Raw genomic sequence first — 15,472 nt, 5'->3', positions numbered from 1 at the left:
ACCCCGTTGCGGGGCCTGCCGGGACGCCCTACATCGGGGCGACAGCAAGGAGCCTCCGATGGATCTGATTTCCCGCTTCGACATCGACGACAGCACCGTCCGGCGGCTCGTTGCGGATGCCATCGGCGGCGCCGACGACGGCGAACTGTTCCTCGAATACAGCGAGGGCGAGGCGCTGGTGTTCGACAACGGCCGGCTGAAGACTGCGAGCTTCAACACCGACCAGGGCTTCGGCCTGCGGGCGGTGGCCGGCGAGGCGACCGGCTTTGCCCATGCCAGCGAGATGTCGGGCGCGGCGCTGCGGCGCGCCGCGGACGCGGTGTCGACGGTGAAGGCGGGCTATTCGGGCACGCTGGCGGCCGCCCCCTCCGGCACGAACGTGAAGCTCTATGACGACGTCAATCCGATCGCCTCGCCCGGCTTTGCCGAGAAGGCGTCGCTGCTGCAGGAGATCGACGGCTGGCTGCGCGCGCGCGATCCGCGGGTGCGGCAGGTGACGGCGGCGCTGACGGCCTCGTGGCAGCAGGTCGAGATCCTGCGCGCGGACGGCCATCTGGTGCGCGACATCCGTCCGCTGGTGCGGATGAACGTCTCTGTCGTCGTCGGCGAAGGCGACCGGCAGGAGAGCGGCTCCTACGGCATGGGCGGGCGCAAGGGGTTCGGCGAATTCGTGGCCGAGCAGAGCTGGAAGCACGCGGCCGAGGAGGCGCTGCGCCAGGCGCTGGTCAATCTCGAGGCGGTGCCGGCACCGGCAGGCACCTTCGACATCGTGCTCTCCTCCGGCTGGCCGGGCGTGATGCTGCACGAGGCGGTGGGCCACGGGCTGGAGGGCGACTTCAACCGCAAGAAGACGTCGGCCTTCTCGGGCCTGCTGGGCAGCCAGGTGGCGGCCAAGGGCGTCACAGTCGTCGACGATGGCACCATCGCCGAGCGGCGCGGCTCGCTGACGATCGACGACGAGGGCACGCCCAGCGCCCGCAACGTTCTGATCGAGGACGGGAAGCTGGTCGGCTACATGCAGGACCGCCAGAACGCCCGCCTGATGGGCATGCGCGCCACCGGCAACGGCCGGCGCGAGGGCTATGCGCACCAGCCGATGCCGCGCATGACCAACACCTTCATGACCGGCGGCGACATGGAACCGGCCGAGATCATCGCCTCGGTGAAGAAGGGCATCTACGCCGTCTCCTTCGGCGGCGGCCAGGTCGACATCACCTCCGGCAAGTTCGTGTTCGGCTGCACCGAGGCCTACATGATCGAGGACGGCAAGGTGACGCGGCCGATCAAGGGCGCGATGCTGATCGGCAACGGCCCGGACGCGATGCACCGGGTCTCGATGATCGGCAACGACATGAAGCTCGACACCGGCATCGGCATGTGCGGCAAGGCCGGCCAGGGCGTGCCCGTCGGCGTCGGCCAGCCGCATCTGCGGATGGACCAGATGACGGTAGGCGGCACGCAGGCGTGACGGGCGGGTCGATCCTGATCCAGGATTATAGTTTTTGCTCGTGACCTATAACGATGGGCCGACTTCTTATAGCGAACTTGCATCCGCCTCAGAGAGATTATAGTTTTTCGACGGAAACTTTAACTCAGATCGCGACGGATGGCCGAGCATGGACCTCGAAGCGTTCAGACGGTCGCCGACTGGCCGGCTCGTTCCCACGGTAGCGGGACAATTCGCATTCGTGCCGGCGACCTTGCCGCCGCCGCTCGACTTCGCGAAGCTGGTCATGCCCCTTGCCGAGGCGATGCAGGCGATCGGCGAACTGAACGCCGCAGGCAGGAGCCTTGCCAACCCATCCCTGGTCATCCGGCCGCTTCAGCGCAGGGAAGCCCTCCTCTCCTCGTCGATGGAAGGCACCTATACGACCGCCGACGCTCTTGCGCTGGCCGTAGCGGACGACGGCGCCGAGGTCGATGCTTCCACGATCGAGGTCAGGAACTACATCACCGCATTTCAGGTGGCGGAGCGGCTTCTGAAAGAACTCCCTCTCTCGAACCGGCTGATCAAGACCGTGCACCGGACTCTCCTGTCGGCCGTGGGCCGGGAGCGCGGCGCAAACAAGCGGCCGGGTGAATACAAGGACCAGCAGAACTTCATCGGAGGCCGCAACAGGCAGATCGAAAACGCACGCTTCGTCCCTCCCCCGCCCATCGAGACCGAATCGGCGATGGCCGAACTCGAACGCTACCTCAACCGTCTGGACCGAGCCGGAATTCCCGCCATCGTCGACGCCGCGCTGTTTCACTATCAGTTCGAGACCATCCACCCCTTCGCCGACGGCAACGGCCGGGTCGGACGCATCCTGATACCCATCTATCTCATGCAGGAGGGGGTGCTCGAAAACCCGCTCCTCTATCTCAGTCCCGCGGTCGAAGGCCGCAAGGACGACTATGTCGACCTGATGCTCGCGGTCTCGCGCGAAGGCGCCTGGACGGACTGGATCGCGTTCTTTCTCGAGATGGTCACTGCTTCATGCCGATCTGCCAGTTCGACGATCCGGGAACTGGAAGCGATGCGCAGCGATTTTCGCCAGCGGATTTCGGAGCGCAGGAGTTCGGCACGGGTGCTCACGATCGTCGATGACCTGTTTGCGCGTCCCGTCACGTCCATTCCACAGATCGCGAACCTGCTGGGGGTCACCTATCCTGCTGCCAAGAGCGCGGTAGACCGGCTGGTCGAGCTTGGAATACTGGATGAGTTGCAGACGACCTCGAACCCGAGACGCTTCATCTGCTGGCCGATCGTCGACCTAAGCGAAGGTCGCGCACGGCGACTTCCCGATGTGGACGTGACCGTCTGATGCCCTCCTCAATCGCCATCCTCGCGCCGCAGGGCGTCGCGTAGCCAAAGCCCGCGTCATGTCCAGGAAGCGGGCGTCCGTGGAAGTCGTCCGTCGGGATCGATGATGGAGAGCTTCGGCTGTCCGGTCTCGTTCCATCGCCAGAGAGCGACACAGGTTCCCCCCGGCGACATGTGCGACGGGAAGATTACGCCGTCGGCGCCGGCCTCGAGCAACGACCGGCGAAGGGCATGGGTGGGCGGCTCGAGTCCTGCGTCGAGACTGTGCCGCCACTCGCACCGATGAAGGGCGCCGTCGAGCCCGAGGCCGGAGAGGACGGCGGCGTCCGTGAGGTCGACCAGGCGGGCATCCGTCAGCCGCAGGCACGCGATCAAAGCGGGATGCTGAACGAAACCCTGATTGTACTCGGCCCAGGCCGTGGACAGTTCGCGAGCCGCGTACAGGGCAGGCGCGCCGACCGGATTCCAGCGGCCGCCGAAGCGCGCCGCACCGTCTCCCGACAGCGGCACGTACGACCAGCGAGGGACATAGGCGCGCCAGAGGAGAAGATCGGACGCGACGGGATCAGGCATAGACGCCGGATCGCACCGCTTCCAGATAGGCCAGAACCTTCTCGGACTTTCCCTCCCGCACGAGATCGAAGGCCGTCTTGCCGGCCCAGCCGGGGATCGGCTGGTGCTTGAACCAGATGACGGCGCGATCGTCGCCACCCGCCATCTCGGCTGCCATCGAGAGGATGCGGACCACCGGGCTCAATGCCGCATCCACCTTGCGACCGGCGACGGCCGCCCTCAGCGTGTTCCGCGCCACGCCGACGAGGGTGGCAAGCTCGCTCATCGGGATGCCGAGATGATCCGCGACACGCTTCGCCGACAGGAACGGTGCGCCTTCCTCGCGGAAGCCCGCAGCCGGGACCGGCATCATCACCACAGGTCCTCCATTCACGAATTGACACTCCTCCGCTCAATATGAGCGCAATCTGCGCATGCTTCAAGCAGCACCCTTCCGCCGTCCCCCATCCGCGTTTAATACGTCAGCATGAAACGCCCCTCCTCCATCGTCATCCTCACCGGCGCCGGAATCTCGGCCGAATCGGGCGTCGACACCTTTCGCGATGCGGGCGGGATCTGGTCGAAGGTCGACTATCGCGACGTCGCGACGCCGCAGGGCTTCGCCCGCAATCCGCAGCTGGTGCACGACTTCTACAACCAGCGGCGGCGCGGCATGGCGGGGGTGGCGCCGAACGCGGCGCATTTCGCGCTGGCGCGGCTGGAGCAGGCGTTTGCCGGCGAGTTGCTGCTGGTGACGCAGAACATCGACGACCTGCACGAGCGGGCGGGCTCGTCGCGGCTGATCCACATGCATGGCGAACTCGGCCAGGCGCTGTGCACCAATTGCGGCAACCGGCTGCACTGGCCGTACGACATGGAGGTCGACACGCTGTGCCCCGCCTGCCATTCGACCGGGACCATCCGGCCCGACGTCGTCTGGTTCGGCGAGATGCCCTACCACATGGGGCGGATCGAGCGGGCGCTCGCCGCCTGCGACCTGTTCGTGTCGATCGGCACCAGCGGCAACGTCTACCCCGCCGCCGGCTTCGTCGAGGAGGCGCGGCGGCACGGGGCGCATACGGTGGAGCTCAACCTCGAGCCGTCGGAAGGCTTCTCGCTGTTTGCCGAGGCCGAGCACGGCAAGGCGACGGAGATCGTGCCGGCCTTCGTCGAGCGGCTGATCTCCGGGCGGTAGGCCCGCCCGCTGCCGATCAGCGGCGCTTCTTCGGCTTGTCCAGCAGGGCAACGGCCTCGACATGCGGCGACCAGAGGAACTGGTCGATGGGGACGACGCGCCGCAGCACATAGCCCCCTTCGATCAGGATCGCGACGTCGCGGGCGAAGGTGACGGGATTGCACGAGACCGCGACGACCTTCGGCACGTCGCTGCGGGCGATCTGCCTGGCCTGGTCCTCGGCGCCGGCGCGGGGCGGGTCGAAGAGCACGCCGCCGAAGGCGGCGATTTCCTTGAAGGTCAGCGGACGGCGGAAGAGGTCGCGCCGCTCGAGCGTCACGCGCCTCAGCCCGGGGGCGAAACGGAAGGCGCGGTCAAGCGCGCCGAGCGCGGCCGCTTCGGCCTCCACCGCATGGACCTCGGCGTGGCGGGCGAGCCGAAGCGCGAAAGCGCCGGCGCCGGAGAACAGGTCGGCGACCTTCTTCGACTTGCCGAGATGCGCAACCGCGAGCGCGGTCATGGCATCCTCGGCCGTCGCGACCGCCTGGAGGAAGCCGCCCGGCTGCGGCTCGAGCGCGATGTCGCCGGCCTTCACCATGGGCTTTCTGGGCTCGATGACGATCTCGCCGTCGACCGAGAGCCGCGCGAAGCCGGCCTTCAGGACGTAGCGGCCGGCGGCATGGCGGGCATGCTCGGACAGCGGCCCCGAATCGAAGGCGGCGATGTCGAGGCCCGTACCGGTGGCGGTGACCAGCAGGCGGAAGGGCTGGCCGGTCGCGGCGACGATGCCGGCGAGTTCGCGCAGCAGAGGCAGCGCGGCGACGATCTCGGGCACCAGGATCGGGCATTCCTCGATGTCGACGAGCCGGTTCGACTGCGCCTCGTTGTAGCCGAGTTCGATGCCGCGGTCGGTGCGCCTTGCGGTGAAGCCGGCGCGGCGGCGGCTCTCTGGCGCGCAGGTCACCAGCGGATCGACGGCAATGTCGATGCCGCGCCCGGCCAGAGCCTGCGCCAGCTTGTCGCGTTTCCAGGCGTGATAGGCGGAGGCTTCCAGATGCTGCAGCGCGCAGCCGCCGCAGGTGCCGAAATGGCGGCAGGGCGGCTCGACGCGCTCGGGCGCGCGCTCGATCAGCGCCATCAGGGTGCCGCGCTCGCCGACGACGGCGGCGGTGACGGTCTCGCCGGGCAGCGCGAAGGGCACGTAGGCATGGCCGCGCGCCGTGCGGGCGATGCCGTCGCCCTGCGCGCCGAGGCGCTCGATGACGAGGCGGGTCGATTCGGCGTTCATGCGTGCTTTTCTCCGGCCAGCAGGAACTCGTGGTTGCCGTCGCCGCCGGCAATGGGCGACGGGATGAGGCCGAGCGTCCGCCAGCCGGGCTGGCGGCCGAGCCAGGCGGCGAGATCGTCGGCGACGCGGGGACCGTCTGCGGGATCGCGCAGCAGGCCGCCCTTGCCGATCGCCTCGCGGCCGGCCTCGAACTGCGGCTTGACCAGGAAGACGCCGCATGCGCCGGGGGCGGCGAGCGCCAGCGCCGGCGGCAGGGCGAGCTTCAGCGAGATGAAGGAGACGTCGGAGACGAGCATGTCCGGGTGGCGGCCCGCGAGATCGGGGACAGTCATGTCGCGGGCGTTCAGGCCCTCGAGCACGGTGACGCGCGGATCGGCGCGCAGGCTTTCGTGCAGTTGGCCATGACCGACGTCGAGGGCGACGACGTGCCCTGCCCCGCGCTCGAGCAGCACCTGGGTGAAGCCGCCGGTGGAGGCGCCGATGTCGAGCGCCGTGCGGCCGGCGGGGTCGAGGCCGAAGCCGTCGAGAGCGGCGATGAGCTTGAGGGCGGCGCGGGAGACGTAGTGCTGCGCCGGATCGGCCACCGCGATCTCGGCCGTCGCCGCGACCGGCTGCGCGGGCTTCGTCTCGCCTCGCCCGTCGACGGTCACCGTGCCGCGCAGCACCGCGTCGCGGGCCCGCGACCGCGAGGCAAACAGGCCGCGCGCCACAAGCGCCTCGTCGAGGCGCATCTTTCCGGAACTGGGATGGTCGGGCCGCATCCGCCCCTCATTGGCGAATGCGGGGCGCGAGCGCAAGCCGCGATGGCTCAGAGACCGATCGCGGCGCGGCCGGCGAGCGGGTCGCGCGCCCGGGCGAGGCCGTCGATCCAGCCGCGGCGGACCGGTGCGGCGCGGGCGGTGCTGGCGGTGGTCTCGGCGCTGACGAAGCGCACGAAGGACGGCTCGACGCCCGGCGCAAAACCGCCGCGGAGGTCGCCGATCCGGCCGGCCAGGATCCGCGCCGCCGCCTTGTCGATCGAAAGGTCGACCTGGTCGATCTGATCGATGGAGGATGCGGCCCGGTCGATCCGGTGATCGACCTGGTCTATCGGGTGATCGACCTTGCCGTTTGCCCAAGCGGTGCCGTTCAGCCCGGCGACGAGCGCCGCGGCCGTGAGAATCGTCTTCATGATGCGTGCTCCCAGTCCCGCGACCGGTGTAGCGCGTCCGTCCTAAGATCGGACCAAGAGAGACGGTAAGCGGGAGGCAAAGCAGCAGCGTAAACCAGAGGTTACGGGGGGTGGCGGGCAGGCGGCGCGCCGGGCGCGCGGTCGCGGCCGGGCGTTAAAGGCGCGGTGAGGCTGCGGACGCCGTGCCCTGTCGCGCCCCCCTCTGCCTGCCGGCATCTCCCCCACGAGGGGGGAGATCGGCAGTTCGGGCGGCGGTGCTCATTCTAGGCCGATGACAACTGGCGGAACCGGCGACGCGCCTGATCTCCCCCCTCGTGGGGGAGATGCCGGCAGGCAGAGGGGGGCGCGAAGGAGCGCGACGTTGGGGAACTCGATGCCGGAGTGCAACGTCGCCGGAGCCATCAGCGGCTTGTCCTCCGCCGCACGGGATCCCCCCTCCGCCTCGCTTCGTGGGGTTGGAGGATGCGCGGCGGCGTTGCCGACGGCTTGTCCTCCACCCCACGCAGTGGGGGCGGAGGTGGCGTCGCGCAGCGACGACGGAGGGGGGGGACGACGGCGCGGGATACGGCAGGGGCGGCGGCGGCACGTGCCTCGTTCTGCACCGGATCGCGGGGATAGGCGGCGAGGCATGGATCCCGGATACGGCGTCCTTCGCTGCGCTCGGACGTCGTTCCGGGATGACGAAGGCGGGGGGAGCGAGGCGGGGCGAGGCAGGCCTGCGACGGGTGCGGCTCGGGGAAGCGGACTCCCCCCTCCGCCTCGCTTCGCTCGGCACTTCCCCCCCACTTCGTGGGGTTGGAGGATGGGCGCTGCGGTTGGCGGTGGTCTGTCCTCAACCCCACGCTACGGCGCCTTGCGAAACCAACTGGCCTTCCGCGCGTTCGGCAACGACAGCAACATGCAGCGGGAAGTGACATGCTCAAGTTCATCGGCGGTACGATCGGGTTCGTGTTTCTCATCGGCCTTCTGGTCATCATCGGCATTCTGATGCTGATCTTCTGATCGCGGCGAGAGCGGCGCCCGGCGGGACGGCACTGCTTTCGCGGACGGGTTCAGGCGGCCTGCGGGTCAAGCAGGCGGGCGGGGCGGTCAAGGCAGCGGAGTGCAGCGAGCGTTTCGGTGACCGCGACGTCGAGGGGCGTGCGCGGCTCGTTGCCGAGCAGGGCTTTCAGGCGGGTGTTGTCGAGGCGGACGGGATGGCGCCAGTACGGGGCGATCTCGGCGGCCTCGCGCGGAAAGCCGCCGAAGAGGCCCGCGATCCGCATCAGCCACCAGGGGAAGCGGAAGACGCGCAAGCGGCGACCGCTCGCCCGGCGGATGGCTTCCACCATCTGCCGGCCGTCATGGTCGCAGAGGCCCTCGAACTGGAGCACCTCGAAGGGACGCAGGGATCCTGGCGCGTCGAGCAGGCGCGCGAATGTTTCGGCGAGGTCGGGCAGGTAGGCCCAGCTGTGACCGGGGCCGGTTGCGGGATCGACGATGCGGCGCAGCGGTTTTCCGGGGGACACCATGGCCTGCGCGAACCAGCTGGCGCGTGCACCCGGGCCGAAGAAGTCGCCGGCGCGAAGGATCAGCGATGGTACCTCCGGCGCTGCCTGGCGAAGGCGCTCCTCCAGCGCCACGCGGATCATGCCCTTGCGGCTCTTCGGCTGCTGCACGGTGTCGGCGTCGATGACCGGTGTCGCGGCCGGGTCGAAATTGTAGATGGTGCCCGGCAGCACGACGCAGGCATTTCCAGCCGAGCGCGCCGCCGCGATGGTGTTGTCGATCATCGGCAGGACGAGCGTTTCCCAGTTGCCGTAGTTCGGCGGATTGACCGCGTGGACGATGATCGAGACGCCCTGCGCCGCCCGCACGACATCGTCGCGCCGCATGGCGTCGCCCGTGATCCATTCGATACCCACCGGGCTCTCGTCGGGGATTCTCGCAGCCTTCCTGATCATGCCACGCACCCGCCAGCCATGGAGAAGCAAGGCGGCAGCGATGCCGCTTCCGATGCCGCCGGTCGCGCCGAGCACGAGGGCCGTCCTGTTCCGTTCCATCCAACTCTCCTGTTGCGTTCGTTCCGCTGGGGAGAAAGTGGAGCCTGCAGAGCTGAAAGGGAATTGCAAACCGGCCTACAGCTGCTAGCTAGATTCTTATGAGCTCCATCCTTGCATGGGACGATCAGCGCATCTTCCTGGCCGTTCTCGAAGAGGGCAGCCTTTCGGCCGCCGCGCGCCGGCTCGGCCTGTCGCATCCGACGGTGCGCAGCCGGATCGAGGCGCTGGAAGCCCACCTCGGCACCGTGCTGTTCACGCGCTCGGTGAACGGTCTCGCGCCGACCGAGACAGCCGAAGCGCTGCGCGGCCCGGCGCGGGCGATGGCGATGGCATCGGAACTGTTCGTCCGCCAGGCCTCGTCAGCGGGCAACGAGATCGCGGGGACGGTGCGGATGAGCGTGCCGGAATTCATGGGTATCGAGGTGATTCCCGTCATGCTGGCGCGGCTGCGGGAGGCGCATCCGCGGATCCGCATCGAATTGTCGCTGAGCAACGCGCCCGCCGACCTGCTGGCGCAGGAAGTGGATGTGGCGGTCCGCACCGTGGCGCCGAAGCAGGAGGCGCTGGTGGCGCGCAAGGTCGCGGCCATTCCGCTCGGGTTCTTCGCGGCGCCCGGCTACGTGGCGCGGCACGGCGCGCCGGAGAGCCTCGCGGACCTGGCGGAGCACGACGTGATCGGGTCGGACCGGAACCGCAGCGACCTGGCTTTCGCGGAGCGGTTCGGCGTCGCCCTGCGGCGCGACAGGCTGGTGCTGCGCACCGACAGCCACCCAGCCCAGCTGGCGGCCGCCCGGGCGGGCGTCGGCATCGCCGTGGCGCAGGTTCCGGTGGGCGAAAGCGACGGACGCCTCGTGCGCGTGCTGCCCGACGTCGAGATCGCGGTGCTGGAGACATGGATCGTCACGCACGAGAACCTGTCGCGGGTGCCGCGCGTGCGGGCGGTGTTCGATTCGCTGGTGGAATCGTTCGGGGCGATGCGGCGCGCGCGATGACCGGCGCGCCGCGCGGGCCTAGGCTCTCGCCGCCCGTGCGCCCGTGCCGAGTGCCGAGAAGACGGTGCGGACGATGCCGGGGGCATCGAGGCCGGCGATCTCGACCATGCGCTCGGGCTTGGCCTGGTCGGTGAAGACGTCGGGGAGGACGAGCGGGCGGATTCGGGCGCCGGATTCGAGCAGGCCGGCACCAGCCAGAAAATGCAGGACCTGCGTGCCGAAGCCGCCGATCGAGCCCTCCTCGACGGTGACGAGCACCTCGTGCTCGCGGGCCAGACGGGTGACGAGATCGGTGTCGAGCGGCTTGGCGAAGCGGGCGTCGGCGACGGTGGTGGAGAGGCCGGCGGCGTCGAGTTCTTCGGCTGCGGCGAGGCAGTCGGCCAGCCGCGTGCCGAAGGAGAGCAGCGCGACCTTGGTGCCCTCGCGCAGCACGCGGCCCTTGCCGATGGGCAGGGCCGCGCCGCGCTCGGGCATGTCGACGCCGACGCCGTTGCCGCGCGGATAGCGGAAGGCGATGGGGCCGGCATCGTGCTCGACGGCGGTTCGGATCATGTGGCGCAGCTCGGCCTCGTCGGCGGCGGCCATGACGGTGAAGCCCGGCAGCATGGCGAGATAGCCGACGTCGAAGGCACCGCAATGGGTGGCGCCGTCGGCCCCGACATAGCCGGCGCGGTCGATGGCGAAGCGGACGGGGAGGTTCTGCAGCGCCACGTCGTGGACGACCTGGTCGTAGGCGCGCTGCAGGAAGGTGGAGTAGATGGCGCAGAAGGGCTTGAAGCCCTCGGTGGCGAGGCCGGCGGCGAAGGTGACGGCGTGCTGCTCGGCGATGCCGACGTCGAAGGTGCGGGCCGGGAAGGCCTCGCCGAACAGGTCGAGCCCGGTGCCGGTGGGCATGGCGGCGGTGATGGCGACGATGCGGTCGTCGTCATGCGCTTCCTGGACGAGGGTCTCGGCGAAGACCCGCGTGTAGGCCGGCGCATTGGCCGGGGCCTTGGCCTGGGCGCCGGTGATGACGTCGAACTTGTTGACGCCGTGATACTTGTCGGAGGCGGCTTCGGCCGGCGCGTAGCCCTTGCCCTTCTGGGTGACGACATGGATGAGGATCGGGCCGGCGCCGTTGTCGCGCACGTTCTTCAGCACCGGGATCAGGTGCTCGAGATTGTGGCCGTCGATCGGGCCGATGTGGAAGAAGCCCAACTCCTCGAACAGGGTGCCGCCGGTGACGTAGCCGCGGGCGTGCTCGACGGCGCGGGTGATGGCGCGGTCGACGCTCTTGCCGAGATAGGAGGTGAGCTTCTTGCCGAAATCGCGGAAGCCCTGATAGGTCCGGCCGGAGGCGAGCCTGGCCAGATAGGCGCTCATGGCGCCGGACGGCGGGGCGATCGACATGTCGTTGTCGTTGAGGATGACGATCAGCCGGGCGTCGAGCGCGCCGGCATTGTTGAGCGCCTCGTAGGCCATGCCGGCCGACATGGCGCCGTCGCCGATGACGGCGATGACGTTGTTCTTCGCACCCTTCAAGTCGCGGCCGACGGCCATGCCGAGCCCGGCCGAGATCGAGGTGGAGGAATGGGCGGCACCGAAGGGATCGTAGGGGCTCTCGTCGCGCTTGGTGAAGCCCGACAGGCCATGCTCCTGGCGCAGGGTGCGGATGCGGTCGCGCCGGCCGGTGAGGATCTTGTGCGGATAGGCCTGGTGGCCGACGTCCCAGATCAGCCGGTCGGACGGCGTGTCGAAGACATAGTGCAGCGCCACCGTCAACTCGACCACGCCGAGCCCGGCGCCGAGATGGCCGCCGGTCTGGGAAACGGCGTCGATCATCTCCGCGCGCAGCTCGGCCGCGAGCTGTGGAAGCTCGGATTCGGAAAGCCTCTTCAGGTCGGCGGGAACATTGACCCGGTCCAGGAGGGGGGTCGCGGGCGGCGATTTGACGGTCATTCAACTGCTTCGCATTGGCCGATCATCGGGAAATAGGCGCTGGGCCGACGAAAGTAAACGCGCGAGATGGCGATGGGTGGCACGGCGGGCCGGCGAAAGGCACAATGCCGCGCAGAAGCGTCGCCCGCACGAGCGGCTCATTCCGGCAGCGGGATGAACTCCTCGGCGTCGCCGGGGACGATGTCGAAGCGGCCGGTGCGCCACTCCTCCTTGGCCTGCTCGATGCGCTCCTTCGACGAGGAGACGAAGTTCCACCAGATGTAGCGCGGCGAGCCGATGGAGGCGCCGCCGAAGAGCATCAGATGGGCACCCTCTTCCGACGACACGACGATCTCGTCGCCGGGGCGGAAGACGAGCAGGCGGTCGGGGGCAAAGCCGTCGCCGGCGATGCTGACGCGGCCGTCGAGCAGGTAGATGGCGCGCTCCTCGGCAGCGGCGGGGATGCGGACGCGGCCGCCGGGCGCGATGGTGATGTCGACGTAGAGCGTGTCGGCATGGGTGCGGACCGGCGAACGGACGCCTTCGAAATCGCCGATGACGACGCGGCCCGAGGCGCCGTCGCCGGCAAAGAGCGGCAGGGCTGCCGCGGCGGTGTTCTCGAACAGCGGGTCGATCTCCTCCCTGTCGTCGGGCAGCGCGATCCAGGTCTGCAGGCCAGAGATCGACATCGGCGCGCCGCGCAGCTCTTCCGGCGTGCGCTCGGAATGGACGATGCCGCGGCCGGCCGTCATCAGGTTCACGTCGCCCGGCGCGATCACCATCTCGGTGCCGAGCGAATCGCGGTGGCGGATCCTGCCGTCGAAGAGATAGGTGACGGTGGACAGCCCGATATGCGGATGCGGGCGCACGTCCATGGCCGTGCCGGCGCGCAGGATGGCCGGCCCCATGCGGTCGAAGAAGATGAAGGGCCCGACGAGGCGGCGCCTGGCCGTCGGCAGCGCGCGGCGCACCTCGAAGCCGCCGATATCCTTCGCGTTGGGTATGACCATCAGCTCGACGGCATCGCAGGCGAAGGCATCGCCTGGTTCGGGGTCGTGGCCGGGGAAGAAGCTCATGGGAAATTCCTCAGGACCATGTCAGGATGGGCGCGCCATAGCGCGAGAGATGGCGATCGTATGTGACGAACTGCATGTCCTCGACGATCGCCTGGGCGAGCATCAGGCGGTCAAAGGGGTCGCCGTGCAGGGCGGGAAGGTGCTCGACGAAGGCGGCGTGGGCGGCGGTGACGTTCAGGATGCCGAAGCCGGCGGCACCGAACTCTGCGATGGCCTGCGGCGCCGACATCGGCGGCGCGTCGCGGCGACCCCGACCGTGCTTGATCGCGATCTCCCATACGGCGACCGCCGAAACCATCACCGTGCCACCCCCGGCGCCGAAAAGCCCATGAATGCGGGCCGGGATGCGATCGGGGGTGTTGGTCGCCCAGATCGCGACATGCGTGTCGAGGAGAAGCCTCACTCCTCCTCGCCTAGGAACATCTTCTCGATCTCGGCATCCATGGCCTGGAAGGCTTCGAAGTCCATCGGCGGATACTTGCCGGCGGCAAGGCCCAGTCGGATTTTCCGCGGCCCTTCGGCCTGCGGCTCGACCGGGACCAGCCGCGCGGCGGGCTTGCCGTCGCGCTCGATGACGATCTCGGTCTCGGAGCCGTTTTCGACGGCCTCGACCAGAGTCGCCAGATCGATCCCGGCATCGGAGAGATTCACGACACCCATGGGCGGCCTCCCGTTGTGCTGCCGTGGCGAGGATAGCCCCGGACCAGACGGCGCGCAACGCGTGGCTCAGGCTGTCTGCGGGGCGTTGTTCGCCTGCCTTGCCTGGCGCAACTGGGCGAACACGATGCCGTGGACGATCAGGTAGAAGGGGACCAGCACGGTCGGAATCAGTGACCAGGGCAGTTGCGCCATCGCAGCCGAACCGGCGCCGGCCGAAATCGCCTGCAGCACGAAGCCGTTGGTCGAGAGAATCCCGAGCGTGAGCGCCAGGACGAGGTCGAGCGCGCCGAGCACGTTCCAGGCTTCGATGCTCGCGGGGGACGCGGTACCGCGCGCGATGGCGGCCGCGAGCGGCAGCGCGAGGACGCCTACGGCGATGTCGCCCCAGCCGGCAGCCTGTGGGAACGGTCCGCCGAGCCGGTCGCTGGCGGCCAGCAGCAGGAAGAAGACGCCGAGGATCCGACCGGCGTGGAGCCCGACGAGGAGCGGCATGGGCAAGGCGAGAAGCGCCGCGCGCACTGCCGCGGAGCGCCATGCGGCAAGACCGACAGCCACCACCGGCGCGATGACCGCAAGGCCGAGGAACGGCACGGTGAGCGAGAGCTGGGACGCGAAGACGCCGGCCGTCGCAAGCGATATCTGGAGACCGACCCAGAGCCCGACGACGGCGGCGAGCAGCAGCCGCGTTCTTCGAGCCACGGCGAGCGCGCTGAGCAGCGCATTGAGATTGACCACCGCCACGGCGGTGAGGACCATTCCACCCAGGAAATCGAGAAGCATCGTCGTTCCTTTCTGTGTATATACACCTTTTTAGGCAGATCCAAGCGTGGTTTCTCCCGGACCGCCACGTTGCCGAGCGGTCCAGAACCTTCAGGTCCGTTTCAGCGGCCATGGGCAGCCGCCCGGCCACCGACGCGCCAGGACTAGGCGCCCGCTTCGCGCAAGGCGCCGGCCTGTGCCAACTTCCAGTCCGGCAGCGCCGCTTCGGCCAGCGCCCTGCCCCTTTCGGTAACGGAGACGAAGCGCTGGCGCGCATCGCGACCGCTGGCTTCCGTGACGTGGCCGGCGGTCCTGCTGAGGGCGACGTTGCGGGTCAGCGTCGTGCGATCGATGCCGAGTCGGTCGGCGAGATCGCGTATCGGCAGCGGCCCCGCGAGGATGAGCGTGGCGAGCAGTGTGAACTGGTTGACCGTCAGACCGTGCGGCCGAAGATGATCGTCGTAGCTGCGCGTGAGGCGCGCCGCCTCGCGACGCGCCGCCATGCAGCGGCAATCCCGGCAGTCGTCGAAGTCCTTTCGATCCGTCATGGATTTACGTGTATATGCACTCTTTGAGACTTGCAAGCGATTTTGCTTGGCTGCGGCCCGACATTGCGCGATCTTCAACGTTGCAGAACCGCCAGGCTATCGTGTCGCCGCAAAGACCGGCGCGACGACGTTCTCCCCCATGACGTCGCCAAGCGCACTCACGACGTCCGCATGTTCTTCATGTGCTCGATGGTCTTCGCTACGTCGGCATTCGCCCGATCGACGGCGTCCGACGCCCGCCGGGCGCTGTCCCGAAACGCCCGAGCCAGTTCCGCCAGCTGCTCGATCTGCTGAATCTCGTCGGGGTCGTAGGCGTCGACGGAGCGCCGCACGAACTCAGCAACGGACAGCCTCGCACGCCGCGCCTTGGTTTCCAGCCGCGCCTTCTCGGCGGGTGTCATCATGGTAACCACCCGGGCGCTGGCTTTCTCCAAGGCCGTGTCCATCACAGTTCACCATGCCATCTGCACGGCATGACCATGGCGAG

The 15,472-nt window shown here is 68.9% G+C and carries 17 protein-coding genes; 4 read left to right on the top strand and 13 right to left on the bottom strand.

The window, feature by feature from the left end; all coding sequences use genetic code 11:
* Positions 1 to 58 precede the first annotated feature (58 nt).
* Together tldD and N1F91_RS22295 are read left to right on the top strand one after the other, a co-directional pair.
* Complete coding sequence (tldD, locus tag N1F91_RS22300; RefSeq protein ID WP_289995518.1) at positions 59 to 1,468, top strand: metalloprotease TldD; 1,410 nt, start codon at positions 59 to 61, stop codon at positions 1,466 to 1,468.
* A 148-nt stretch (positions 1,469 to 1,616) separates the two neighbouring features.
* Positions 1,617 to 2,807, top strand: coding sequence for a Fic family protein (locus N1F91_RS22295; protein ID WP_289995517.1), 1,191 nt, complete (start codon positions 1,617 to 1,619; stop codon positions 2,805 to 2,807).
* Between the two features lie 56 nt (positions 2,808 to 2,863).
* On the opposite strand, the gene N1F91_RS22290 is transcribed toward N1F91_RS22295, so the two are convergent.
* Together N1F91_RS22290 and N1F91_RS22285 are read right to left on the bottom strand one after the other, a co-directional pair.
* Positions 2,864 to 3,379: an RES domain-containing protein gene (locus N1F91_RS22290; protein ID WP_289995516.1), complete on the bottom strand. Its 516-nt coding sequence runs from the start codon at positions 3,377 to 3,379 to the stop codon at positions 2,864 to 2,866.
* Complete coding sequence (locus N1F91_RS22285; protein ID WP_289995559.1) at positions 3,372 to 3,731, bottom strand: antitoxin Xre-like helix-turn-helix domain-containing protein; 360 nt, start codon at positions 3,729 to 3,731, stop codon at positions 3,372 to 3,374. Before N1F91_RS22285 ends, N1F91_RS22290 begins: the two co-directional genes overlap by 8 nt.
* Positions 3,732 to 3,845: 114 nt before the next feature.
* Between N1F91_RS22285 and N1F91_RS22280 the strand changes: the two genes are divergently transcribed.
* Positions 3,846 to 4,553: an NAD-dependent deacylase gene (locus N1F91_RS22280; RefSeq protein WP_289995515.1), complete on the top strand. Its 708-nt coding sequence runs from the start codon at positions 3,846 to 3,848 to the stop codon at positions 4,551 to 4,553.
* Between the two features lie 16 nt (positions 4,554 to 4,569).
* On the opposite strand, the gene N1F91_RS22275 is transcribed toward N1F91_RS22280, so the two are convergent.
* From N1F91_RS22275 to N1F91_RS22260, 4 genes are all read right to left on the bottom strand, one after another.
* The gene (locus tag N1F91_RS22275) at positions 4,570 to 5,820 is read right to left on the bottom strand and encodes a class I SAM-dependent RNA methyltransferase (RefSeq protein WP_289995514.1); all 1,251 of its coding nucleotides are present in this window, start codon (positions 5,818 to 5,820) and stop codon (positions 4,570 to 4,572) included.
* Positions 5,817 to 6,581 (bottom strand): TlyA family RNA methyltransferase, encoded by a 765-nt coding sequence (locus tag N1F91_RS22270; RefSeq protein ID WP_289995513.1) that lies wholly within the window; start codon positions 6,579 to 6,581, stop codon positions 5,817 to 5,819. The genes N1F91_RS22275 and N1F91_RS22270 overlap by 4 nt, the downstream gene beginning before the upstream one ends.
* A 47-nt stretch (positions 6,582 to 6,628) precedes the next feature.
* Entirely contained in the window at positions 6,629 to 6,991 is a 363-nt protein-coding gene (locus N1F91_RS22265; RefSeq protein ID WP_289995512.1) for a hypothetical protein, read from the bottom strand.
* A 1,052-nt stretch (positions 6,992 to 8,043) separates the two neighbouring features.
* Positions 8,044 to 9,033, bottom strand: a complete 990-nt coding sequence (locus N1F91_RS22260) for an NAD(P)H-binding protein (protein ID WP_289995511.1) — start codon at positions 9,031 to 9,033, stop codon at positions 8,044 to 8,046.
* 98 nt (positions 9,034 to 9,131) lie between these two features.
* On the opposite strand from N1F91_RS22260, the gene N1F91_RS22255 reads away from it, so the two are divergent.
* Entirely contained in the window at positions 9,132 to 10,025 is an 894-nt protein-coding gene (locus N1F91_RS22255) for a LysR family transcriptional regulator (RefSeq protein ID WP_289995510.1), read from the top strand.
* Positions 10,026 to 10,043: 18 nt separating this feature from the next.
* On the opposite strand, the gene dxs is transcribed toward N1F91_RS22255, so the two are convergent.
* The 7 genes from dxs to N1F91_RS22220 form a co-directional block, all read right to left on the bottom strand.
* Positions 10,044 to 11,963, bottom strand: coding sequence for a 1-deoxy-D-xylulose-5-phosphate synthase (gene dxs, locus N1F91_RS22250; protein ID WP_289995509.1), 1,920 nt, complete (start codon positions 11,961 to 11,963; stop codon positions 10,044 to 10,046).
* 137 nt (positions 11,964 to 12,100) lie between these two features.
* Entirely contained in the window at positions 12,101 to 13,018 is a 918-nt protein-coding gene (locus N1F91_RS22245; RefSeq protein WP_289995508.1) for a pirin family protein, read from the bottom strand.
* 10 nt (positions 13,019 to 13,028) lie between these two features.
* Positions 13,029 to 13,421, bottom strand: a complete 393-nt coding sequence (locus N1F91_RS22240) for a type II toxin-antitoxin system VapC family toxin (RefSeq protein WP_289995507.1) — start codon at positions 13,419 to 13,421, stop codon at positions 13,029 to 13,031.
* Positions 13,418 to 13,678 carry a type II toxin-antitoxin system prevent-host-death family antitoxin gene (locus tag N1F91_RS22235; protein ID WP_289995506.1) on the bottom strand — a complete coding sequence of 87 codons (261 nt, stop codon included), beginning with the start codon at positions 13,676 to 13,678 and terminating at the stop codon, positions 13,418 to 13,420. Before N1F91_RS22235 ends, N1F91_RS22240 begins: the two co-directional genes overlap by 4 nt.
* A gap of 66 nt (positions 13,679 to 13,744) precedes the next feature.
* Positions 13,745 to 14,458 carry a hypothetical protein gene (locus N1F91_RS22230; RefSeq protein ID WP_289995505.1) on the bottom strand — a complete coding sequence of 238 codons (714 nt, stop codon included), beginning with the start codon at positions 14,456 to 14,458 and terminating at the stop codon, positions 13,745 to 13,747.
* A 143-nt stretch (positions 14,459 to 14,601) separates the two neighbouring features.
* Complete coding sequence (locus N1F91_RS22225) at positions 14,602 to 14,985, bottom strand: MarR family transcriptional regulator (protein WP_289995504.1); 384 nt, start codon at positions 14,983 to 14,985, stop codon at positions 14,602 to 14,604.
* Between the two features lie 158 nt (positions 14,986 to 15,143).
* On the bottom strand, positions 15,144 to 15,431 hold the full coding sequence (locus tag N1F91_RS22220) for a hypothetical protein (protein ID WP_289995503.1): 288 nt from the start codon (positions 15,429 to 15,431) through the stop codon (positions 15,144 to 15,146).
* Between the last annotated feature and the right edge of the window lie 41 nt (positions 15,432 to 15,472).

The organism is Aquibium sp. ELW1220, assembly GCF_030398385.1.
Taxonomy (GTDB): Bacteria; Pseudomonadota; Alphaproteobacteria; order Rhizobiales; family Rhizobiaceae; genus Aquibium.
Note: the sequence above shows the minus strand (reverse complement) of the source record. Positions and strands in the feature narration are given on the sequence as shown.